The organism is Dyella kyungheensis, from assembly GCF_049913195.1.
In the GTDB taxonomy this organism is placed as follows: domain Bacteria; phylum Pseudomonadota; class Gammaproteobacteria; order Xanthomonadales; family Rhodanobacteraceae; genus Dyella; species Dyella kyungheensis.
The window spans coordinates 539,247-561,064 of record NZ_CP183983.1; the positions used below are offsets into that span (position 1 = coordinate 539,247).

The 21,818-nt window shown below is 65.7% G+C and carries 16 protein-coding genes; 8 read left to right on the top strand and 8 right to left on the bottom strand.

Translation table 11 applies throughout. From position 1 onward, the window contains the following. The first annotated feature begins 64 nt into the window (after window positions 1–64). Genes ACN9MB_RS02220 through ACN9MB_RS02235 form a run of 4 tightly spaced genes read left to right on the top strand, consistent with a single transcriptional unit; the run spans window position 65 to window position 3,639 of the window. Window positions 65–1,249 carry a glycosyltransferase family A protein gene (locus tag ACN9MB_RS02220; RefSeq protein WP_426270633.1) on the top strand — a complete coding sequence of 395 codons (1,185 nt, stop codon included), beginning with the start codon at window positions 65–67 and terminating at the stop codon, window positions 1,247–1,249. Beyond that, window positions 1,246–2,370, top strand: coding sequence for a hypothetical protein (locus ACN9MB_RS02225; protein ID WP_426270634.1), 1,125 nt, complete (start codon window positions 1,246–1,248; stop codon window positions 2,368–2,370). Before ACN9MB_RS02220 ends, ACN9MB_RS02225 begins: the two co-directional genes overlap by 4 nt. Next, complete coding sequence (locus ACN9MB_RS02230) at window positions 2,367–3,074, top strand: PIG-L deacetylase family protein (protein ID WP_426270635.1); 708 nt, start codon at window positions 2,367–2,369, stop codon at window positions 3,072–3,074. The genes ACN9MB_RS02225 and ACN9MB_RS02230 overlap by 4 nt, the downstream gene beginning before the upstream one ends. Continuing rightward, window positions 3,031–3,639 carry a class I SAM-dependent methyltransferase gene (locus ACN9MB_RS02235; RefSeq protein ID WP_204636839.1) on the top strand — a complete coding sequence of 203 codons (609 nt, stop codon included), beginning with the start codon at window positions 3,031–3,033 and terminating at the stop codon, window positions 3,637–3,639. The genes ACN9MB_RS02230 and ACN9MB_RS02235 overlap by 44 nt, the downstream gene beginning before the upstream one ends. 291 nt (window positions 3,640–3,930) lie before the next feature. Here the strand turns inward: ACN9MB_RS02235 and ACN9MB_RS02240 are convergent, their stop codons facing one another. Both ACN9MB_RS02240 and ACN9MB_RS02245 read right to left on the bottom strand, forming a co-directional pair. Further along, the gene (locus ACN9MB_RS02240; protein WP_426270636.1) at window positions 3,931–5,871 is read right to left on the bottom strand and encodes a PAS domain S-box protein; all 1,941 of its coding nucleotides are present in this window, start codon (window positions 5,869–5,871) and stop codon (window positions 3,931–3,933) included. Window positions 5,872–6,005: 134 nt separating this feature from the next. Next, a complete protein-coding gene (locus ACN9MB_RS02245) occupies window positions 6,006–6,419 on the bottom strand; it encodes an organic hydroperoxide resistance protein (protein WP_204636837.1) in 414 nt (137 codons plus the stop codon). A 298-nt stretch (window positions 6,420–6,717) separates the two neighbouring features. On the opposite strand from ACN9MB_RS02245, the gene ACN9MB_RS02250 reads away from it, so the two are divergent. The 4 genes from ACN9MB_RS02250 (at window position 6,718) to ACN9MB_RS02265 (ending at window position 11,566) form a co-directional block, all read left to right on the top strand. Next, window positions 6,718–7,260, top strand: coding sequence for a redoxin family protein (locus tag ACN9MB_RS02250; protein WP_426270637.1), 543 nt, complete (start codon window positions 6,718–6,720; stop codon window positions 7,258–7,260). Window positions 7,261–7,295: 35 nt separating this feature from the next. Continuing rightward, the gene (locus ACN9MB_RS02255; protein WP_204636835.1) at window positions 7,296–8,036 is read left to right on the top strand and encodes a response regulator; all 741 of its coding nucleotides are present in this window, start codon (window positions 7,296–7,298) and stop codon (window positions 8,034–8,036) included. Continuing rightward, entirely contained in the window at window positions 8,033–9,352 is a 1,320-nt protein-coding gene (locus tag ACN9MB_RS02260) for a sensor histidine kinase (protein WP_426270638.1), read from the top strand. Before ACN9MB_RS02255 ends, ACN9MB_RS02260 begins: the two co-directional genes overlap by 4 nt. Window positions 9,353–9,517: 165 nt before the next feature. Then, window positions 9,518–11,566 carry an ATP-binding protein gene (locus tag ACN9MB_RS02265; RefSeq protein ID WP_426270639.1) on the top strand — a complete coding sequence of 683 codons (2,049 nt, stop codon included), beginning with the start codon at window positions 9,518–9,520 and terminating at the stop codon, window positions 11,564–11,566. Between the two features lie 102 nt (window positions 11,567–11,668). Here ACN9MB_RS02265 and ACN9MB_RS02270 read toward each other — a convergent pair whose 3' ends face one another. The 6 genes from ACN9MB_RS02270 to ACN9MB_RS02295 form a co-directional block, all read right to left on the bottom strand. After that, window positions 11,669–12,139: a hypothetical protein gene (locus ACN9MB_RS02270; protein ID WP_426270640.1), complete on the bottom strand. Its 471-nt coding sequence runs from the start codon at window positions 12,137–12,139 to the stop codon at window positions 11,669–11,671. Window positions 12,140–12,287: 148 nt separating this feature from the next. After that, complete coding sequence (locus ACN9MB_RS02275) at window positions 12,288–13,679, bottom strand: sensor histidine kinase (RefSeq protein WP_426270641.1); 1,392 nt, start codon at window positions 13,677–13,679, stop codon at window positions 12,288–12,290. Further along, window positions 13,676–14,341, bottom strand: a complete 666-nt coding sequence (locus tag ACN9MB_RS02280; protein ID WP_204636877.1) for a response regulator — start codon at window positions 14,339–14,341, stop codon at window positions 13,676–13,678. The genes ACN9MB_RS02275 and ACN9MB_RS02280 overlap by 4 nt, the downstream gene beginning before the upstream one ends. A gap of 149 nt (window positions 14,342–14,490) precedes the next feature. Beyond that, window positions 14,491–15,216 (bottom strand): phosphatase PAP2 family protein, encoded by a 726-nt coding sequence (locus ACN9MB_RS02285; RefSeq protein WP_426270642.1) that lies wholly within the window; start codon window positions 15,214–15,216, stop codon window positions 14,491–14,493. A 14-nt stretch (window positions 15,217–15,230) separates the two neighbouring features. Beyond that, window positions 15,231–17,534 (bottom strand): TonB-dependent receptor, encoded by a 2,304-nt coding sequence (locus tag ACN9MB_RS02290; protein WP_426270643.1) that lies wholly within the window; start codon window positions 17,532–17,534, stop codon window positions 15,231–15,233. 150 nt (window positions 17,535–17,684) lie between these two features. Further along, complete coding sequence (locus tag ACN9MB_RS02295) at window positions 17,685–21,671, bottom strand: autotransporter outer membrane beta-barrel domain-containing protein (RefSeq protein WP_426270644.1); 3,987 nt, start codon at window positions 21,669–21,671, stop codon at window positions 17,685–17,687. Window positions 21,672–21,818: the final 147 nt, after the last annotated feature.

The following is a 21,818-nucleotide window of genomic DNA, read 5'->3' on the forward strand; positions in this document are numbered from 1 at the left end:
GGATTTCGTACACGCCGCCGCGCTATCCATCGCTTCGGTGCGGCGTGAAGAACGAGGTTCGCGCATGCCGGTCCCATTCACGCTTGGCCAGATTCCCGCAGGAGTGACGACACGCCGCTCCTGGTGCAATGGCGCGTGGGCAGGCCGGCCATTGCGCTGCGTGGTGGCCGTCCCCGCACGCAACGAAGCGGGGCGCATCGGCCGTTGCCTGGATGGACTCGAACGACAGCAGACCTCGCTACCCTTCGGCGTACTGGTGCTGGTCAACGACAGCAGCGACGACACCTTTGCCGAAGTCGTGGCACGCGGGCGACGTCGCGCCTGCGCACCGCTGATGGTGATCGAGGCCGAACTTCCTGCCGGGCGCTGCGATGCCGGTGCCGCCCGCTGCGTGGCGATGCATCTGGCCAGTCGCTGCCTGCCGTCGGACGACGCTGCGGTGTTCACCACGGATGCGGACAGCCTGCCGCCACCGCATTGGATCGCCTCGTACAGCGCGCTGATCCATGCGGGCTACGATGCGGTGGCCGGCCTCGCGCGTCTTCTGCCGGAAGATATGGCGGACATACCGCGCTCGCTGCTGCAGCGGCGCATGTGCGAAGAGCGCTACGAGGCCTGCCTCGATGCGCTCGAGGCATGGCTCGATCCGGTGGCCCACAATCCCTGGCCGCGTCATTACCAGGCCAGCGGCGCCAATCTCGCCATCAGCGTGGCGGCAATGCGGCGCGTGAGCGACTTGTCCTGGCCAGCCTGCGGCGAGGACAAATGGCTGGTGCGCTCGCTCGAAGCGCACGACGGCCGCGTGCGGCATGACACGACGCTGCAGGTGCAGACCTCAGGGCGTCTGTTCGGCCGTGCCCGCGGTGGCATGGCGGACACCATGCGCAAGCGGATATTGGATCCCGAGTCGCCTTGCGACGAGCGTTTGGAAATGCTGGACCGCGCCTACTTTCGCGCGCGCACCCGCCGGTTGTTGCGCGAACTTCACGCAGGGCATCGCCACCGCGAGCATCTGGAAACGCTGTCCAGCCGGATTCGAATCACTCCCGGCCTGCTTGCCGAAACCCTGGAAGCGAGTCGCTTCGGGGTGGCCTGGCGCGCCATCGAAAACCTGTCGCCGCGGCTTGCCAGGCAGCCGATCAAACCGTCCCAGCTCGCTGCCCAGTGTGCGCGTGGCGAGTCGTTGCTGGCACGCCTGCGGATTCCGTTCGCGCTGTCCAGCGATCTTTCCGCCGTGACCATGCCATGAACGCCATTCCGTTGAAGCGGGCCGCACGGCGACGAGATCAGATCGTCGCGATACCCGCCGATCTCGAAGCCACGCTCGATAAGCTGGCGGCGGAAGACGATCGCACCGACAGCGCGCCGATGGGTGCACTCAAGTATCTGGTTCGTTGTGGCGCCGCCACGGCGGTATTGCCGGCCGCACTTGGCGGCGCCGAATTTGGCTGGTCGCCGCAGGCGTCGGCCAGCCTTTGCGATTGGTTGCGCCGCATCGGCGGATCGCATCTCTCGCTGGCGCGGCTCTACGAGGGGCACGTCAACGCGTTCCAGCTGATATGGACGTATGGCGATGCGGCACAGCGCGAAGCCGTGTGCCGCTATGTGGCCGAAGGCGGCTGGCTCGGGGTGTGGAATGCACCGCATCCGGGCGGTCCGTTGGCGCTCACCGATGCGGAGCAGGCGTTCGTGCTCGACGGAAGCAAGGCGTACGCCTCGGGTGCGGGCCTGATCAATCGGCCTCTGGTCACGGCGCAGCATGAACGCCTGGGTTATGTGATGGTGTGGCCGTCCTGCGGCTACCAGGTGGGCGCGAAGGACGAGTGGGAGATGCACGGCATGCGTGCGTCGGTGACGCTGCCGGTTCATTACCGTGCCGCGCACGTCGATCCCGCGGAGATCATCGGTGAGGACAACAGCTATCACCGTGAGCCGCACTTCACCGCGGGCGCCTGGCGTTTTCTGGCGGCGCAGCTGGGTGCGGGCGAGCGGCTCGGGAAGTTGGCGGCGCATGCCCTGGTTCGTGCGGGGCGCGATGGCGATCCGCATCAGCGGGCACGCATGGCGGAGGTGGCGATTGCGCTTGAATCCGCCACGCAGTGGGTCGAGTGCGCCCGGCGCGCCGCTGACGGCGACGGTGCGAGCGAAGAGGCCACCCACACGGTGCGCATGGCTCGGCTGGCGGTGGAACAACAGCTGCTCGCGGTGATCCAACGGGTGCATCGCTCGGTGGGGCTGGCCGCGTTTCGTCGCGACAATCCCATCGAACGCATCGTGCGCGACCTGGAAACCTATCTGCGGCAACCGGTGCCCGATCTCGTGAGAGACAAGGTCGGCGAGCACGTGCTTGCGTCGGCGAGGCGTCCATGACCTACGCCCAAGCCATGCAGCAGCTACCGCTGAGCACGCCGGAGAGCCTGCTGGCGCAACGCAGCCTGATCGTCATCGCGCCCCATCCCGACGACGAGACGCTGGGTTGCGGCGGCCTGCTGGCATGGGCGGCTCGATCCGATCTGCTGCGGCATGTGGTGTTCCTGACCAACGGCGAGGGTTCGCATCCCGACAGCACGCACGACATCGCCACGATCCGGCGTGGCGAGGCGATGCTCGCGGCCGCTCACCTTGGTCTTGGTCCGGCCCATCTCAGTTTCATGGGGCTGCCCGATACCGGGTTGCTCACGCTGGGCGGCGAGCAACGCCTGTGGGCGACGCATTGGCTGCGTTGCCTGGCAGCCGAGCGCAGCCCTTGCCTGATCGTGGTGACCGCCGACACCGATCCCCACTGCGATCACCGCGCCGCCTGCGCGCTGGTGCAGGAATCCGTGCGCGGCCTGCCCGGCGTCGAAGTGATGACCTATCCGATCTGGAGCTGGCTGCTGCTCGATGAGCCCGGGGCGGTGCACGGCCTGCGGATCGACATCACGGCGCAGCGTTCCATCAAGGCGTCCGCGATCGAGGCCTACGCCAGCCAACAGGGCCGCCGCTCGCTCGATGTCGACGGCTTCAAGATACCCGAGGAGTTATTGCGTCATGTCCAATCCGACACCGAAGTTTTCCTCCGCCTCGCAGTATGACCACGAGTTCTTCGAGCGGCTCTACAGCAGCCGTATCGATCCGTGGTCGGTGCTTACCAGCGCCTATGAGCGCGACAAGTACGAGGCGACCCTGCAGGCGCTGGCGCAGCCGCACTACCGGCATGCGCTGGAACTCGGCTGCTCCATCGGCGGGCTGACGCGGCTGCTGGCTGGCCGTTGCGATGCCGTGACCGCGGTCGATACCAGCGCGATGGCTTTGCAGCGCGCGAGGGAACTGTGTCAGGCCTCCAACGTGGACTTCGTGCAGGCGCATCTGCCCGATGGCGACTGGCATGGGCCGTTCGATCTGGTGGTGTTGTCGGAAGTGCTTTACTACTTCTCCATTCCCGCACTGGTGCGCCTGGCGGATCGACTGTCGAAAGTGATCACGCCCAAGACGGAGTTCGTGGTGGTGCACTGGACGGGGGAGACGGATTATCCGCTGACGGGTGATCGGGCGACGGAGTTGTTCCAAAGCTTGATGCGGGCGGAGTTGTGCCTGCGCACGCGGCATCCGAAGTACCGGCTGGAGCGATGGGTCGCTGCCGGTGGAGGCTGCCTGTAGGAGCGCACCCTGTGTGCGACCGACATGCTGGAATGTATTGCTCCGTAGGATGGTCGCGCACAGGGTGCGCTCCTACACCACAGCCTGCAATTTCGATGCACAGCACTTCTCCCTCTCCCTTCCAGGGGCGGGGGTGAGGGGCGGGTGCTCGCGGGAACCTGTGTGCTTTCTGTGGGAGCGCACTTGTGCGCGACCGCCACGCATGGATGTACCGCCCCGTCGGCTTGTCGCGCACAAGTGCAGCTCCCACTTGTCCGTCTCACACCGACTTCAGGCGTTACTCCTGAAAGCTCAAGCCGAAGTCTTCCGATTCGCCGAGGCCGCAGCCGCCGCATCCACGACACGCACCAGATCCGCTCGCCCGAACGGTTTGGGCAGCCTCAGCACGGACTTGGCCGAGCCTTCGGGCAGTTCGGCATAACCGGTGGCGAGGATGATCGGCAGGTGAGGCCAGCGTGCCTGCACTTGTTCGATCAGTTGCAGGCCATTCATGACCGGCATGGCGTAGTCGGTGATCATCAGGTCGAAGTAGTTCTTCTGCGACAGCTGCTCCAGCGCCTCGCGGGCGGAGTTCGCTTCGACGGTGATGTGGCCCAGGTCGTTGAGCACCGCGCTCATGGTCATCGCAATCAGGGGATCGTCGTCGACGACCAGGATGCTCTGCGCGCCCGAGGCGCTGTTCTCCGGCACCGGCGCTTCCGGTTCGTGCGTGAGCGCGTCCTCCGCGGTCATCGCCATGGGCAGCCACAACTCGGCGGTGGTGCCTCGGCCTGCTTCGCTACGCAACAACAGGCGGCCGCCGGATTGCTCCGCCAGGCCGTGGACCATCGACAAGCCCAGGCCGGTACCCTTGCCGATGCCCTTGGTGGTGAAGAACGGTTCCGTGGCACGTTCGAGCGTGGCCGCGTCCATGCCGTGGCCGTCGTCGGTCACCGAAAGACTCACATAGCCGCCCGGCGGCAGGGCGCTGCGATGTCCGCTCTGCTCGATGGTTTCGTTCTTGGCGGTGATGATGATGTGGCCGCCCGAGGGCATCGCATCGCGGGCATTCATCACCAGGTTGAGCAGGGCCAGTTCCAGTTGGTTGCCGTCGACCAGGATGTGATGCAAGGCGAGCGGAAACACCGTGTCGATGGTGATGGTGGGCCCCGCCGAACGCTGCAGCAGACTGCTGATGCCTTGCACGAGCGCTTTCAGGTCGATCGAGGTGGGCTGCAGCTCCTGCTTGCGCGCAAACGCCAGCATGCGTTTGGTCAGTGCCGCGCCGCGGCGCGCGCCGGCCAGGGCGTTGCCCAGCAGATTGAGCGCATGCGGATCGTGCGACAGCCGCACTTCGAGCAGTTCCAGGCTGCCGATCACCGCCATCAGCAGATTGTTGAAGTCATGCGCCACGCCGCCGGTGAGCTGGCCCACGGCTTCGAGCTTCTGCGACTGGAACAATGCCTCGCGCGCATCGGCCAGCGCCGCATCGGCATCGCGCCGCGCGGTGATGTCGCGGGTGACCTTGGCAAAGCCCACGTGGCGGCCGTCGTCGCCGTTGATGCGGTCGATGATGACGTGCGCCCAGAACGACGAGCCGTCCTTGCGGACGCGCCAGCCCTCGGCCTCGAATCGTCCCGTGCTCGCCGCCAGTCCCAGGGCACGTTGCGGCTCCCCGGCGGCGCGGTCTTCCAGCGTGTAGAACGTCGACAGGTGCTTGCCCAGGATCTCCTCGCGCGTGTAGCCCTTGATGCGTTGCGCGCCGGTATTCCAGCTGGTGATGCAGCCGTCGGGATCGAGCATGTAGATGGCGCAGTCGCCCACGCCCTGCAGCAACAGGCGGAATTGCTCCTCGCTGCGGCGCAGGCGGTCTTCGGCCTGCTTGCGTTCGGTGAGGTCGCGCGTGATCGAGGCATAGCCGATGGCGGTGCCGTCCGGCGTCTTCACCAGGTCGAGCACGACGTTGGCCCAGTACTGCGAGCCGTCCTTGCGTACGCGCCAACCTTCGGTCTCCACGCGGCCTTCGTCATGGGCGGTGACGAGCGCGGCGGTGGGTTCGTCGGCGGCTAACGCGTCGTCGGCGTAGAACATGCGAATGTGTTTGCCAAGCACCTCGGCGGCCACGTACCCGGTGCTGCGCTCGCAGCCCACGTTCCAGCTGGCGATGGTGCCGTCCAGATTGATCAGGCAAATGGCGTAGTCGACGACGGAGTCGACCAGCAGCTCGTACCTGTTTATCCCCGTGGTGTTCAAGCGGCCTCTTTGTCGACGGGTCTCTGGGAGCCGCCATTGTCTGTCTACGAAACGTGTAGGGCGCGTCAAAATCGAGGGCACGCCAGGCCGAGGCTGCCACTGCTGGCAGCCTCGGTCCATGGGATTTCGACGACTCAGACGAGCGAGAACGCCACGTCGATGTTTCCACGCGTGGCCTTGGAGTAGGGACAGGTCTGGTGAGCGGCATCGATGAGCGACTGCGCGACCTCGCGCTCCAGGCCCGGCAGCGAGACGTTCAAGCGCGCCTGCAAGGCGTAGCCATCGTTGCCTTGCACGAGATCGATTTCCGCCGACACGCGGGTGTCGGCCGGCAGGGCGATCTTCTGCGCGCGGGCGGCGAAGCCCATGGCGCCGATGAAGCAGGCCGACCAGCCGGCGCCGAACAACTGCTCAGGATTGCTGCCGGGTTTGCCGGAACCCGGCGGCGACAGCTTGATATCGAGCTGGCCGTCGTCGCTGCGCGACTGGCCATCGCGGCCGCCGGTGGTGGAGGTCTTGCCGGTGTAGAGAACGGTGCGGTCGGACATGGAAGGTTTCCTCGGTTGATGGACGTGGGCGGTGGATCCGCCGGTGTGGCCATGAAACCGCCGCCGCGTATCCCCGATGTGTCGCGCACCCGGCTCAAAGGCATCGAAATGTATAACGGTACCCACGCGATACATGCGGATACAAAGAGCACCGCATCGGGGCGAAGACGCGTCCCCAGACCGGATACAAAGCGATACAAAAAGCCGCTCCGCACGACATCCCCGATACAAAGTGGCTTGCTCTCATAGGCAGCATCCCGGCGCGTGCGCCGTCACCTGTCCCTGGAGTACCCATCCCATGAAAATACTGCGTCTTCTCGCCGTGGTCGCGGCCTTCAGTGCCGCCCTTGTCGCCGCGTGGCCGGGCGTGTCGGGCATCGCCAGCGCGGAAACGCCGGCCGCGAACAGCACCGCACCCGGTTTCGACGGCGCCACCCGCTGGTTCAACTCGCCGCCGCTCAGCATGCAGTCCTTGCGCGGCAAGGTGGTGCTGATCGAGTTCTGGACGCGTGAATGCATCAACTGCGTGCACGTGCTGCCGCACACCAAGGCGCTGTACGACCGCTATGCCGCCGATGGCCTGGTCGTGGTCGGCGTGCACACGCCCGAGTACGACGAGGAGCGCGACGCGAGCGCACTCAAGGACGCCATCGGCGCGCTGGACATCAAGTATCCGGTGGCGATGGACAACGACTACCGCATCTGGAACGCCTACGGCAACCGTTTCTGGCCGGCCATCTACCTGATCGACCGCGAGGGCCACGTGGTCTATCGCCATGTCGGCGAAGGCGATTACGATCGCACCGAGGCACGCATCCGCCAGCTGCTCGGCAAAGCGTAAGACCAGGCAATACGGTGCGGAGCATGGGAGGCAGCATGGAACACATCGACCAGATCCTGGTCGTCGACGACGATCACGGGATCCGCACGGGCATCGTGGATTACCTGCGCAAGAACGGCTTGCGCGCCAGCGGAGCCGCCGATGGCCGCGAGATGTTCGCGCAGCTGGACGGCTCGGCGTTCGACCTGGTCGTGCTGGACATCATGATGCCCGGCGACGACGGCCTGGTGCTTTGCCGCACGCTGCGCAGCGGCAAGCACAAGCACCTGCCGGTGGTGTTGCTCACTGCGCGCGACGACGAGACCGACCGCATCATCGGGCTGGAAATGGGCGCGGACGATTACGTCACCAAGCCGTTCTCGCCGCGCGAACTGCTGGCGCGCATCAAGGCGGTGATCCGCCGCACGCGCATGCTGCCGCCCAACCTGCGCGTGACCGAGAGTGCCGACAGCATTGCGTTCGGACGCTGGCGCCTCGATACCACTGCGCGCCATCTGCTCGATGAGCAAGGCACCGTGGTCTCGCTGAGTGGTGCCGAGTTCCGCCTGCTGCGGGTCTTCCTCGACCATCCGCAGCGCGTGCTGTCGCGCGATCAACTGCTCAACCTCACCCAGGGCCGGGATGCGGAACTGTTCGACCGTTCCATCGACCTGCTGGTGAGCCGCCTGCGCCAGCGACTGCAGGACGGTGCCCGCGACCAGACCTACATCAAGACCGTGCGCAGCGAGGGCTATGTGTTCTCGATGCCGGTGATCCTCAACGGCCAGGATTCATGAGCGACGTGCCCGCCACCACGAAGCGCCGCTGGCTGCCGCGCAGCATGGCGTCGCGGCTGTACCTGATCATCTTCGCCGGGCTGATGCTGGCGCAGGGCCTGTCGTTTGCGCTGCTGTACATGGAACGCATGCAAAGCGCGACGGCGGTGATGTTCAACACGCTGGAACACGACGTGGGCACCTCGGTCGCGGTGATCGACCGCCTGCCGGCCGCGGAACGTTCGCGCTGGCTCAACCGGCTGGAGCGCGACAACTATTTCTACATCCTCGGTTCCGGCGAACCCGGGCGACAGCTGGCCACCGAGCGCTCCGCTTACGTCACCCAGCTGATCGCCAAGGAACTGGGGCCCGACTTCCACGTGTACGGCAACACCATTTCGATGTCGCCGGAGCGGTACCAGGTGCATTTCACCCTGCACGACGGCTCGCCGCTCACCTTGCAGGTCACACCGCACATGAAGCCGCTGGCCTCGTGGCTGCCGTTCGTGTTCATGCTGCAGGTGATCCTGCTGTTGATCTGCACCTGGCTGGCGGTGCGCCTGGCCACGCGTCCGTTGAGCACGCTGGCCGCGGCGGCCGACGCGATGACTCCCACGGCCGATGGTCCGCGCGTATCGCAGGAAGGACCCACCGAGGTGGCGCGTGCAGCGAAGGCGTTCAACACCATGCAGGATCGCATCGCGCGCCATCTGAAGGAACGCCTGCACATCCTGGCGGCCATCTCGCACGATCTGCAGACACCGATCACACGCATGCGCCTGCGCGTGGAAGCACTGGATGCATCGCCCGAACAGCAGCGCATCATCGACGACCTGCACGAACTCGAACACCTGGTGCGCGAAGGCGTGGCCTACGCGCGCAGCGCGCATGGCGGATCGGAAGCGCCGGTGCGGCTCGACCTGGGCGCCTTCGTGGAAAGCCTGGTGTTCGACTACCAGGACATGGGCCGGCCGGTCACCCTCACCGCCAGCGTGACGGCGACCACGACCGTTCGCGCACAGGCACTGCGCCGCGTGCTGGCCAACCTGATCGACAACGCCATCAAGTACGGCGGCGGGGCCGAAGTCGAGGTGCTGCGCACGATGTCCGACACGCTCAGCGTGACCGTATCCGACCGTGGTCCCGGCATTCCCGAGGATGAGTGGGAGCAGGTGCTGCAGCCGTTCTATCGGCGGGAATCGTCACGCAACCGCGACACCGGCGGCGCGGGGCTCGGGTTGGCGATTGCCTCGCAGCTGATCGTTTCCATCGGCGGCGAGCTGCGCCTGGCCCATCGCGAAGGCGGCGGCCTGCAGGCGATCATCACCTTGCCCTGAACAGGCACGATCAGCGGATGAAAACTTTGTCAGCCTCTACACATGGGACGCGATATCCAGAAACCGCCGGACGATGGATGCAGTGACGGCCATGGCGGACTTCACCGCGCTTTCCGTCCCAGGTCGTATGGCAGCCTTGGTATAGATTCTGGAGTGACATGACGCATGGCTGAAATCGTCGCCGCCGACAACATGCAGCTGGACCCCTCGTCAGGCGGCGGCTTGGATACCTTGATGCGCGATCTGGATTGGTCGCAATCGCCGCTCGGCTTGCCCGACACCTGGTCATCCAGCCTGCGCACCACGGTGGGGATGTTGCTGGCGGCGCGGGCACAGGTCGTGTTGTTCTGGGGCGTGCATTTCGTCGCGCTCTACAACGACGCGTACGCTCCGACCATCGGCGACAAACACCCTCGCGCCCTGGGTCGGCCCGCCTGTGAGAACTGGGCCGAACTATGGGACGACCTGGAGCCGTTGCTCAAAGGCGTGCGCGAAACCGGACGCACCTTTGCCGCGTCCGATCGTCCGTTCTATATCGAACGCCACGGCTACGGCGAGACCGCCTACTTCGACGTCTCCTATTCCGCCGTGCCGGAGGCGGACGGTTCCGTGGGCGGCGTGCTTTGCATCGTCTCCGAGACCACGCGTCGCGTGGTGAGTGCGCGCAGGCAGGCATCGTTGCTGCAGCTGGAAGACTCGTTGCGCAGTATCACGGATGCACCGGCGGCAAGGCAGTTCGCGGTCGATCTGTTGCGCCAGGAGCTGGGTGCCGACACCGTGCGCTATGCCGACCAGCCGTCGCCGGGCGAGACGCTGGCGGTTGACGACGATGCCCCGCCGGCGGCCGATGCCTGCGTGCTGGCCATTCCCGTCTCGCGTAACAACCAGCAGGTGGGCGCGTTCGTCGTGCAATATCCGGCGACCCGGCGCTGGGACGACGAAGACCGCCAGTTCGCACGCTCGGTAGCCGAGCGCACCTGGTCCGCGTCCGAGCGCGCGCGTGCCGAGGACGAACTGCACCTGCTCAATCGCGAACTCGGCGAGCGCGTGGCGCAGGTGGTGGCGCAGCGCGAAGCAGCGCTGGCGCGCGTGCATGAGATGCAGAAGCTGGAAACCATCGGCCAGCTCACCGGTGGCGTGGCGCACGACTTCAACAACCTGCTCACGCCGATTGTCGGTGCGCTCGACATGGTCGCCCGCCTGCACGAAGACGACGAGCGGACACGCAAGCTGACCGGCGCCGGCCTGCAGGCGGCCGAGCGCGCGCGCACGCTGGTGCAACGGCTGCTGGCCTTTGCGCGGCGCCAGCATCTGCAGGCGCGGCCGGTCAACGTGAGGCAGCTCGTGAACGGCATGGAAGACCTGCTGACGCGCTCGCTCGGCCCGCAGGTCGTCTTGAAGATCGAAGGCGAGGCGAGCTTGCCGCCTGCGATGATGGACCCGAACCAGTTCGAACTGGCGTTGTTGAATCTCGCGGTGAACGCGCGCGACGCGATGCCCGGCGGTGGCACGCTGACCATCGCCGTAGGCCAGGAAAGCATGACGCACCATGCGCGCCTGCCCGAAGGACGCTATATCCGTTTGTCCGTGTCCGATACGGGATCGGGGATGGACGAGGTCACCATCAAGCGTGCGGTCGAACCGTTCTTCACCACCAAGGCCAAGGGGCAGGGTACCGGCCTGGGCCTGTCGATGGTGCATGGCCTGGCCGCGCAGTCGGGTGGCGACTTCGCGCTGTCCAGCGTGCACGGCCGCGGAACCACCGCCACGCTGTGGCTACCGGCGTCGACCGAAAGCCTGGATGACGGCGCGACGCAGGCGGTCGGCAAGGCGCCGCTGCGACGCGGGCAAGGCGCGGCGGTGCTGCTGGTGGACGACGAGGAGCTCGTGCGTTCCGGCACGGCGGAGATGCTGATCGATGCCGGCTACGTCGTGCGCCAGGCATCGTCCGGCCATCAGGCGCTCGCCTTGCTGCGCGACGGCCTGGACGTGGCCATCCTGATCACCGACTACGCCATGCCGGGCATGACCGGCGCACAACTCGCGAGCGAAGCGGCCCAATTGCGCCCGGCACTGCCGGTGCTGGTGATTACCGGCTTCGCGTCGCTCAACGATCACACCGTGGTCGACTTGCCGCGCCTGTCCAAACCGTTTCGCCAGGTCGAGCTGGCCGACGTTCTCGCTGACTTGCTCGAGAAGAGCCCACCGCACTGACGTTCCGCAGATTGCTGCTTCGTCGTCTGGCGAAGGGCAGGCGCCATGACGAAAAGCCCGGCAGCTGCCGGGCTTTTCTCAAACACGGAGTGCCATGTCGACTCAGTAGCCGTCCTGATAGTCACCCTGGTAGCCATCGGTGGGCTGCTCATAGATGACTTGCCCGTCGACCGGCTGCTGTTGCTGATAGACCACCGTCCCGGGTTGGCGATAGACCACGCTCGGCGCCTGTGCCTGCGGGTAATAGACCGGGGCCGGTTGATAGTAGGTCGGCGGCGGCGCCACGGCCTGTTGCACGATGCTCGCCACCGCAGCCACCGCGATGGCCCCGGCAATCCAGTTGCCGGCATTGTTGTGTCCGCCGCGGTAACGGTCGTCCCGATGCCAGTTGCCATGATCGCGGTAGCCGTAGCCGCGATTGCCATAGCCGCGGTCATGACCGCGGTCGTAACCCCGGCGATCGCCGTTGCCATGGCCCCAGCCATCGCGTGCGGACGCAGCCATCGGTGCAGCAACGGTCGCGGCGACCGCCAGGCCAAACACGACACGTTGAGCAAGGGCGAACTTCTTCATGGCGTACTCCGTTGAACTGGAGTCGATGCTCGGGTCGCGGGGCTTAATGAGTACTGAAATTTCCTGCGATCCGTCCGGCAGTCAACATTCGGTTGCCTGCCGTTGTGCTTATCGCTAGGAAATCGTTACGCAGCGACGAAAGAAGCCCTCAAGGGCACAGCAACGGAATGGAGACGCGCACGCGCAATCCCCGCCCGAACGGCGAGTCGAGCAATTCGATGGTGGCGCGGTGCAGGCTGGCGGCGCGGGCCACGATCGAAAGGCCCAGGCCGTAGCCTTCGCCGCGGCTGCCGGCTTCGCGATGGAAGCGGGCGAATACCGCATGGCGCCGTTCGAGCGGGATGCCGGGCCCGTTGTCGATCACTTCGAGCGTGGCTTCCTGCTGATTTCTCGCCACGGCGAGCTGGATGCGTCCACCGGCGGATACCTGGCGCAGCGAGTTCTCCAACAGGTTGCGCAGCAAGGCCACCAGTGCCGGTGCGTAGCCCTGCACCACCACGCGGCTGTCCTGCAGCACGAAACCCAATTCCACGCCGCGGCGCTGGAGACTGGGCGCCAGCTCCTTGACCACGCCGCCGGCCAGATCGATCAGGTCCACCGCTTCGAACGGGCTGGACGCCGCACCTGCCTCGAGCTTGGCCAGCGCGAGCAATTGTTCGATGCGACGGCCGAGCGTGGCGACGCTGCCGTGCGCACCGGCGAGACTGTCCTGGATCTCGTCGGGATCGACGGTCTCCATGGCGCTCTCCAGGTTGAGCAGGATCGACGCCAGCGGCGTGCGCAGTTCGTGCGCCACGTCGGCGCTGAAGCGGCGCTCGCGTTCCAGCGCATCTTCCTGGCGGTCGAGCTGTTCGTTGAGTGCATTGAGCACCGGGCGAAGCTCGCTGGGCGCATCGGGCAGCACGATGCGTGCGCGGCTGCCGGGCTCGCGCGCGGACAGCGCCGTGGTCAGGCTGGCCAGGGGGCGCAGCCCACGGCCCACGGCCCAGCCGACCAGCAACGCCAGCACGGGCAGGCCGAACAGGAACGGCAGGCCGTGATCCAGCCACAGCGTGTGCACGATGTCCTCGCGGCTGTCGTAACGGTCGGCGACGCGGATCACGTAAGCGCTGTTCGGATCGACGTAGTTGAACACGCGCCACACATGGTGCTGCTTCTTCAGGTCGTGATAGGCCGAGCGATCATCCGGCGTCGCCGGTAGGGTCATCAGGTTGATCGTGCCCAGCACCAGCTTGCCCTGGCGGTCGAACACCTGGAATCCCACTTCCGATTCGTGCGTGGCCACCTCGCCCTGCGCGGCCAGCACGCCTTTCTTCTGCACGGGAACCAGCATGCCCTCGTGGCCGGCAAAGGTCTGGATACCGGCCTGCTGGGTCAGCGTGGCGATGGTGTGCGCCGCTTCGGCCAGTCGCGCATCGGACAGCACCGCCATCTCGGAGCTGGTGCGGCGAAAGCTGTAGAACGCCAGCGGCAGCAGGAACAGCAGCAACAGCGCGATGATCATCCAGCGCAAACGGCCGCGCAGGCTGGTGGGTTTCACCGCGGGTCCCGCGGAATCATATAGCCGAACGCGCGCACGTTCTGGATGGTCTCGAAGCTCAGTTTGCGGCGCAGCGAATGCACCAGCACATCGAGCGCGCCGTCGGTCACCTGGCGCTCGCTGCCGTAGAGCGAACTCTCCAGCGTGTCGCGGCGCACGACCCGGCCGCTGCGTTCCATCAAGGTCTGCAACAGCGACATCTCGCGGCGGGTCAGATCCACCCGGTCGCCGCGAAAGGTGACTTCCAGCGTGCCCAGGTCCAGGCACAGCGCACCGGCCTCGATGCGGTTGGCAGCCAGGCCCTGCATGCGGCGGGTGAGCGAACGGATGCGTGCGCCCAGTTCATCGAGATGGAACGGCTTGGTGAGGTAGTCGTCGGCACCGGCATCGAGACCATGCACGCGCGCCTGCACCGCATCGCGCGCGGTAAGAATAAGTACCGGCGTGCGAATGCCGTTGCGGCGTGCCTCGGTGAGTATGTCCAGGCCGTCCTTGCCGGGCAGGCCAAGGTCGAGCAGCACGAGATCGGCGGTTTGTTCCTGCATCGCGGCAACGGCTTCGGTGCCGTCGGTGATCCAGGTCACCGTGTACGACAGGCGGTCGAGCACGCGCTGGATGGCGGCGCCCAGTTCCAGATCGTCTTCCACCAGGATGATGTGCATCACGTCCTCTCGCTACGAGAACGGCGGGCCGAGGGGCCCGCCGGGTCAGCGTCCGATTGTCTTACCGTTTTGTTACCGTCCTGGGTAAAGCTGCCCATCCCTGGGCAATCGCACTTGCCTGCGGGCCATGCGGAGCCCGCGGACAGGTACTAGGGGGCCTTGGAAGGGCTGGACACCAGGCCGGCGGCACGCAATTCCTCGCGGGCGGCCGCGAGATCGTGCTGCAGGGCCGGCGAAGCGAGCATGTCGGTGGCCAGTGCCTGGCCGAACTGGCGGCCCGCATAGATGTCCTGCAGCGTGTGCACGCCCTTCACCACGCGACGCCAGCCGATATCGCGCGCATGCTGCATCAACGCATCGGCGTCCTGCGGAAACAGTTGCGCGAGCAGGATGGCGTCCACCGTGGCGCGGCTGGAATGACCGCTGGGATAGCCGAAGCTCTTCTTCGCCAACGCCTCGGGATGCATCGCGCAGTCCGATGCCGGCGGGCAGGGACGCACGCGCTTCCAGTGGTTCTTGGACAGATCCACCGCTTCCTTCGTCTCGTGCTCGGCTTCCTTGAACAGCGCGGCCACGTGGGGAAGCTTGTCCGCACGAAAGTCCGCGCCGATCACCGGGGCAAAGTCGAACGCATTGAACTTCTCCTCCTGCTTCGCCTGGGCGAAATCGGCCGAAGAGCGCGCGGCGAACGCGCGATCGGTGGTGGCGCGGTCGGCCTGGTCCTCCGCGGTGCCCGGTGGGCTCGGTGGGGGCAGGGCAGACATCACGGCATCGACCTGCGCGTCGCTGAGGTACGCATTCGCATGCGAGTCCTTGGCAGCAGCCAGGGACGGCGCGATCAACAGCAGTGCAAGGAGGGTGCGCTTGAACATCATGCTGATCTCCTCCGTCACAGGGCCAGCGACACGGAAGCGAACCAGCTGCGGCCCGGCAGCACGTAGTACGAGCCCACGTTGCCGCTCACCGAGTTGATCACCAGGTTGTGCGCATCGAACAGGTTGTCCACCTGCAGGCGCAACTTGTAGCTCTTGATCACCGAGCCGGTGAGGTTCTGGCCGTAGCCCACGCTCATCGCCGCCTGCCAGTAACCGCCGGTGCCGATGGTCGAAGTCACCGACGAGGCCACATCCGGATTGAAGCTGGAGTTATACGCCTTCTGGCTTCCCGAGTACTTGTCGTACAGCGAAGCGAAGAAGCCGTCGTTCTCATACATCACGCCCAGCGCGGCGGTGCGGTCCGGCACGTTGGGGATGTCGAGCTTGGAGCCCTTGAACGTCGCATCCTGCAGCGAGCCGTTGGCAAACAGGCTGGTGCCGCTGCCCACGTAATAGGTGAGCTCGCCTTCGATACCCTTGATGTACGCGCCCTTGGCCAGGTAGTACACCGCATCGGTGGTGCCGGGCACGGTGGTGGAGAACTGGTAGTTCTTGAAGTTGATGAAGTACACGTCGGCATCGGCATTGAAGCGCTCGGTCTTGTAGACCGTGCCGAACTGGTAGTTCATGGTCTGCTCGGGTTTGGTGTTGTCGAGCGCCGGATTGGGCACGTAGAACTCGTTGAGGTTCGGCGTGAGCATGCCCTGCGCCGCGGTGGCGTAGATACTCCAGTCATCGCGCAGCAGATAGTTCGCGGTGAGGTAGCCCAGCGTCTTGTCCCAAGTCTGGCTGTAATACAGCGGCGTCTTGGTGGTCTGGTTGATCGGCGCCTCGATGTCGCGGCTGACGTTGAAGTACTTCACGCCCGGCGTGATGCTCAGGCCGTCGGACGCGTACCACTCATACTCGGCGTAGAGCTGGCCGGTATGCAGCTGGTCCTTCATCGTGTACTTGTACGGCCCGCTGTACACGCCCTTGCTGTTGAACGTGCCGAACGTCGACGCGCCCGGCTTCACGTCGATGGCGCCGTCGCGGCCGTAGTCGATGGCGATGCTGCTGCGCTCGTTGTTGGTGTACTCGTACCAGCCGCCGGTGCGGAACTGGCCATGGTCGTCCGCATGCACCAGCTGGAACACATCGCCCCAGGCGCGGTAGTTGTTGATCTTCACGTAGCCGCCCATGTTGGTGGGCGATGCCTTGGTGCCCACGTAAGGGCTCTCATGGCTGGTGTTGTCGTAGGCGTAGGTATAGACCTTGTTGTCCAGCGACCAGGTGTCCGACAGCAGGCTGTGGACGCCGAGGTATTCCAGGTCGGTCTGCTTGGTCTGGAAGTTGTAGCAGGCGCAGTTGGTACTGGTGGGATCGTTGTTGAGGCCGAAGTTGCGGCCCAGCTGGTCGATCTGCTGCAGCGTCAACGAGCTGAGGTTCGGGTTGTTGAAGCGGATGTAGTTGTAGTTGCTGAGGAAGGTGATCTCGGTGTTGGAGCCCACCGGCTGCACGTACTTGATATAGCCCGTCTTGCGCGAGGTGTCGCCGTCGGTCTTGGCCGTATCGGTGCTGATGTACTGCGCGCTGGCGATCAGCTTGCCGCCGTCGAGGTCGTCGAGCTTGCCCGTGTTGAGTTCCAGGTGGGTCAGCGAGGTGTCGTAGCTGCCGAAACTCTGCGTCGGGATGAACGAGAACGAATCGGTCGGGTCCTTCGAACTCAGCGCCACGGTGCCGCCGAACGTCGCCTCGCCGATCGTGCTGGCGCTGCCGGGGCCGCGGTCCACCACCACCTGGCCGATCATCTTGGCCGGGAAGTAACTGCTGGTGTGATGGCTGAAATCGTTGGTGTCGCCAAACGGAATGCCGTCGTAGGTGACGTTGTAGGAGTTGTCGTTGAAGCCGCGCAACGTCATCTGCTTGGATTCGCCCAGGCCCGGGCCAGCCGTGCTGACATTGGTCACGCCCGGCGCAATGGCGGCAATCGCCGCGTAATCGGCGGTGGGCGCCACATGGTTGCTGATCCAGTCCAGCCCGATCACCGACTGCGGCTGGGTGATGTTGAGGTCGGCCTGCGCGGGCGCCTGGGTGATGGCCGAGGTGGCAGCCGAGCCCTGCACTTCGACTTCTTCCAGTTCCTTCGGCGCCTTCAGTGCGCTGGCGCCGGGCTTGGACGACGCATCGGCTGAGGTGCTGGCCGCCGTATCGGCATCGGCGGCATGCGCGGGCTGGCTCAGCGACAGGCTGACCAGCAAGGCCAGCGCGATCGCACCGGAAATAGGACGCAGGAGTAGCTGCGGCGCGTCGCAGCGCCGACGGAAAGAAGAAGACATGGCGGCCCGAGTAGTGGCTGGATTCAGGGCACTAGCGTGGGTTCGCCGTTTGACAGTTCTGTTGCACAGGGGTGATGCGCAGCGGCGGTTTGCTTAGCGCGGACTTAGACAGGCCCAGGAAGGCCTCGCCAACGCGACGGGCGCGAGTACCTACCAGTTAATGCGCATACCCAGGTTTCCGTTGACAGCCTTCACGCCTTCGTTGAAACCTTTGTCGTAGCTGATCGTGGCGTACAGCGACGCGCTCTTGCTCAATTGCGTGCTCAGACCCGTCCCCAATTCCCACCAGCTGCCGCCCAGATCAGAGTGGAATGGAACATCGCCGGTCTGCGAGGAAAACGCGGTCACCGCATCCGCCTTGAACTCATGCCAGAGGTTGGCGAAGAACCAGCCCGACAGCAGCCGGGGCTTGCCCGCCTGATCCCACGCCCAGGTATGCGATGCCCGGCCGCCCACGCGCGCGGCAAGCGAATCGCTGTCGCGGAACTGCACACGCGCCGAGCTATCGGTGGCGTTGTCGAGCTGCAGCGACTGATAGATCAGCTGGCTCTGCGGCTCCAGCGACCAGCCGTTGGCAAAAGCGAACGGGTAGCCGCCCTCCAGCGACAACGTCGTGGCAAATCCCTGCGTGGAAAGACTCCGCTGTTCGTTCGAGGTGGACTTGGCGTCGTACCAGGTGCCTTGAACCACACCGTCGAGATACCAGTCTTTCGCGCCAAAGCGCGTCCAGTAAACACCGACCGAGGTCGCATCGAAACGGTCGTTGCCCGCCGAGGTGTCGTCGTAGTTGGTCACGCTGCCATGACCATGGCCTACCGAGGCAAGCACGCCGGCAAAGTCGCGGGCACCGCCGTCGCGTTCATCGCGATAGAGATCCAGGCCGGCTTGCACCGCGACCATGTTGTCGTCGAACGAGGGCCCGTCGCGATAGATGCCGCCGCTCTTCGCATCCCATTGGCCATCCTGACCAATCACGCGCGCCCATACGCCGCTGGCGCCGAAGCCGTCGCCCGACATATCGCGCAGCTGCGCTTCCTCGCCCACGCGTTCGTGCAGCGTGCCGATCAACGCCTTGCCGTAGTTGAGCGCCATCGAGGGCAGCGCGGTGTACAACGAGACTTCCGGCCGGTAGTAGGCCACATAGGGTCGCGTCGCTGCCGGCGTACCGGGCGCGGGGATGGTGATGCCCAGGGCATCGAGCACATCGGTGGGAGGCGTCGGGTCTTCCGAGCGCAGGTACCAGGATTCCGGCGAGGAGGTGTCACGCGATCCCTTGAACAGCGCGTACTGATACGGGCCCGCCTCGAGCGGCGTGCCGAGTTCGAACGCATCCGGCGTGGTGGCGGCCTGGCCGGAGGCGGCCACCACCAGGATGCCATTGCCGGGCGTTGCGGCGCCCTGGCCGCCGACATTGCTGACGTTGATCACCGTATGTCCGCTGGTAACACCCTTGCTGACCACCAGCAGATCCGAGTTGGATGCGTCATCGCCCAGCACGGTGTTCATGGCAATACGCGAATTGCCCTGACCGACCAGATTGCCGACGAACAAACTATTGCCCACGCCTGCGCCCGCCAGCTGGATCAGGTTGTTGTTGGTCAGCGTGCCGTTGATGGCGAAGTCGCCCTTGCTGCCGCCCTGGAACAACGGCACGGCATCGGCAACGGCGATGGTGCCGTCGTTGTTCACGGGGCCACCCGAGCCGTCGTAGTTGCCGATCATGCCGTAGCCGCCCAGGGTGGCGCCGTTGGCCACGTTCACCGCACCGCCGCCGCCAATCGCCGCGGTGCTGATCGGCACATTGCCCACCGCCAGCGTGCCGGCATTGACCATGGTCGTGCCGCTGTAGGTGTTGAGCGCGGTGAGTACGGTGGCGCCGGTGCCGTTCTGCTGCACGGCGCCGATCGGATCGGGCGTGGTGGTGGTCCAGTCGCTGATCACGCCGTTGAAGGTAACCGTGTCCGAGCGGTTGAAGATCAGCGTGCCGCCGTCCTGCACGTCGCCCACGATGCTGCCGCTGGTGCCGCCGTTACCCAGTTGCAGTGCGCCGTTGGCGATCACCGTGCCGCCGGTATAGCTGTGGTTGCCGGTGAAGATCGTGGTGCCGCTGCCGAGCTGCTTCACGCTGCCGCTGCCGGAAATCACGCCAGGGATGATGACCGTGTCCGAGCGATCGAAAATCAGGCGCCCGTTGTCCGTCACGTCACCCAGGATGCTTCCGCTGGTGCCGCCATTGCCGAGCTGCAACGCACCGGCCTGGATCGTGGTGCCGCCGCTGTAGAGGTTGTCGGCCGTGAGGATGGTGGTGCCCGTGCCTTGCTGCGCCACCTTGCCGGTGCCGGAGATCGTGCCGTCGAACGTCGACGCATCGCTGCGGTTGAACACCAGCGCTGCGTTGTCGGTCACGTCGCCGACGATGCTGCCACTGCTCCCGCCATTGCCCAGCTGCAGCGTTCCGGCGCTGATGGTGGTGCCGCCGCTGTAGTTGCTGTTGCCGGTGAGAACGGTGACGCCCGTGCCTTGCTGGGTCACCGATCCGGTGCCCGAGATCGTGCCGGCAAACGTCGAAGTGTCGCTGCGATCGAACACCAGCGATCCATTGTCGGTTACATCGCCCGCAATGCTTCCGCCGCTGCCGCCATCGCCCAGTTGCAGTGTTCCGGCCGCAATCGTGGTGCCGCCGGTATAGGTGTTGGCGCCCGTGAGCGCCATGCTGCCGGCGCCCGTCTTCACCAGCGCACCGCTTCCGGCGATCACACCGCCAAACGACGTGGAGCTGCCCAGTCCACCGGCGGTGAGCGTTCCCGCGCCCAATGTCACGCTGCCCGCACCGGCGAGACTGCCAATGGTCTGGTCGGCGTTGCCCAGGTCGAGCGTGGCGCCGCTGTTCACGCTGAAAGCGCTAGCGGGTGCCAACATGTTGGCGCCGCCCGCCTGCAGCGTGCCGCTGGCGACCGTGGTGGCGCCCGTATAGGTGCTCGCACCGTTCAGCAGCAGCGTGCCGTCGCCTGCCTGCGTCAGCGTGCCACTGCCCAGGATCGGCGCAGCGATGGCGAGGTTGTTGGGGCTGTCGAACACCAGCGCGCCGTTGTCGGTGATCTGGCCGGCGATGCTCAGCGCGGGCGTGGCGAAGGTCGCGGTGGTGCCTGCATCCAGCGAGAGATTGGTGAGCGCGTAGTTCGCTGCGGAGAACGTCACGTTGGCGGCGTTGCGCAGAGCCACGAATTGCCAGTTCGGTATCGCATTGGCGAACGCCGTCGAGGTGAAGCCGTCGAAGGCCAGTGTGTTGTTGCTGCCGCCGGTACCGCCATCGATCGATCCGTCGGTGCTGGAGCCGGCCTGCAGTATGACTGTGTTGTTGGACTGTCTCGCGCCAAACAGGATCGCGCCGCGGCTGCCGCTCAGGCTGCCGGCATTGGTCACCGTGATGCCGTTGGAGTTGGGTCCGTTCGCGTAGAAGCCATAGGCGTTGTCGCTGGAAACGCTCGCGCCCGCCGCGTTGGTGAAGCTGCCGGGCCCGGCCATTTCCACGCCATTGCCGGCGATGGCGATGCTTGGGCCAGTGCCGATGGTGGCGTAGGCGCCATGCGCGGCGACGATGCCGTAGTTGAGGATGGTGCTGGCCACCACGCTCTCCGAGCGTATGCCTGCCGAGGACGAACGCGTGCTGGCACCGGAGATCGAGCCGAAGGTATCGATGCGTCCGCGATTGATCAGCGTGTTGCCCACCGTGCGGTTGGCCGTGCGCGCGAACATGCCCACCGAATTGCTGCCGGTGGTCCGGATGCTGCCGTCGTTCTCCAGCGTATTGCCGTAACCCACCGTGGTGCTCGATGCGTTGTTCGGGTCGCCCGCCCATATGCCGTAGGCGTTGATGAAGGTCGTGCTGATGGCGCCCGCATTGCTCACGCTGCTGTTGTTGCCGACCTGGATGGCGGCACCCGTGGTGGAGACGCCGGCACCGGCGTTCACGATCACCTTGGCTCCGCTGGAGGGAATGACCAGCGTTCCGGTTCCCACCGTGATCGCGTTGATGCTGCGGGTGAAGGGATTGGGCGCGCTGCCATCGCACAACACGGTCAGGCCATCGGATTGCAATACGCAATTGGCGAAGACCGGTGATGACAGCGCAGTCATCACACAGGCGAAAAGCAATCGAGGGGAAGGAAGCGGAAGAAGGTGTCGAGGCGCGCCGTAAAGGCTGGAGTTCGCCGATGGAGCCGGTGCTCGCTGCGTGCGTTTGCTCATGTCCCCGTCCTGGGGTGCCAGACTAGACGGGGACCT

What these genes read in the sequence shown, in the direction of transcription:
- ACN9MB_RS02220 (WP_426270633.1), top strand. Translation starts at nt 65, where the DNA reads ATGCCGGTCCCATTCACGCTTGGCCAGATTCCCGCAGGAGTGACGACA.
- ACN9MB_RS02225 (WP_426270634.1), top strand. Translation starts at nt 1,246, where the DNA reads ATGAACGCCATTCCGTTGAAGCGGGCCGCACGGCGACGAGATCAGATC.
- ACN9MB_RS02230 (WP_426270635.1), top strand. Translation starts at nt 2,367, where the DNA reads ATGACCTACGCCCAAGCCATGCAGCAGCTACCGCTGAGCACGCCGGAG.
- ACN9MB_RS02235 (WP_204636839.1), top strand. Translation starts at nt 3,031, where the DNA reads ATGTCCAATCCGACACCGAAGTTTTCCTCCGCCTCGCAGTATGACCAC.
- ACN9MB_RS02245 (WP_204636837.1), bottom strand. Translation starts at nt 6,419, where the DNA reads ATGTCCGACCGCACCGTTCTCTACACCGGCAAGACCTCCACCACCGGC.
- ACN9MB_RS02250 (WP_426270637.1), top strand. Translation starts at nt 6,718, where the DNA reads ATGAAAATACTGCGTCTTCTCGCCGTGGTCGCGGCCTTCAGTGCCGCC.
- ACN9MB_RS02255 (WP_204636835.1), top strand. Translation starts at nt 7,296, where the DNA reads ATGGAACACATCGACCAGATCCTGGTCGTCGACGACGATCACGGGATC.
- ACN9MB_RS02260 (WP_426270638.1), top strand. Translation starts at nt 8,033, where the DNA reads ATGAGCGACGTGCCCGCCACCACGAAGCGCCGCTGGCTGCCGCGCAGC.
- ACN9MB_RS02265 (WP_426270639.1), top strand. Translation starts at nt 9,518, where the DNA reads ATGGCTGAAATCGTCGCCGCCGACAACATGCAGCTGGACCCCTCGTCA.
- ACN9MB_RS02270 (WP_426270640.1), bottom strand. Translation starts at nt 12,139, where the DNA reads ATGAAGAAGTTCGCCCTTGCTCAACGTGTCGTGTTTGGCCTGGCGGTC.
- ACN9MB_RS02280 (WP_204636877.1), bottom strand. Translation starts at nt 14,341, where the DNA reads ATGCACATCATCCTGGTGGAAGACGATCTGGAACTGGGCGCCGCCATC.
- ACN9MB_RS02285 (WP_426270642.1), bottom strand. Translation starts at nt 15,216, where the DNA reads ATGATGTTCAAGCGCACCCTCCTTGCACTGCTGTTGATCGCGCCGTCC.
- ACN9MB_RS02290 (WP_426270643.1), bottom strand. Translation starts at nt 17,534, where the DNA reads ATGTCTTCTTCTTTCCGTCGGCGCTGCGACGCGCCGCAGCTACTCCTG.
- ACN9MB_RS02295 (WP_426270644.1), bottom strand. Translation starts at nt 21,671, where the DNA reads ATGACTGCGCTGTCATCACCGGTCTTCGCCAATTGCGTATTGCAATCC.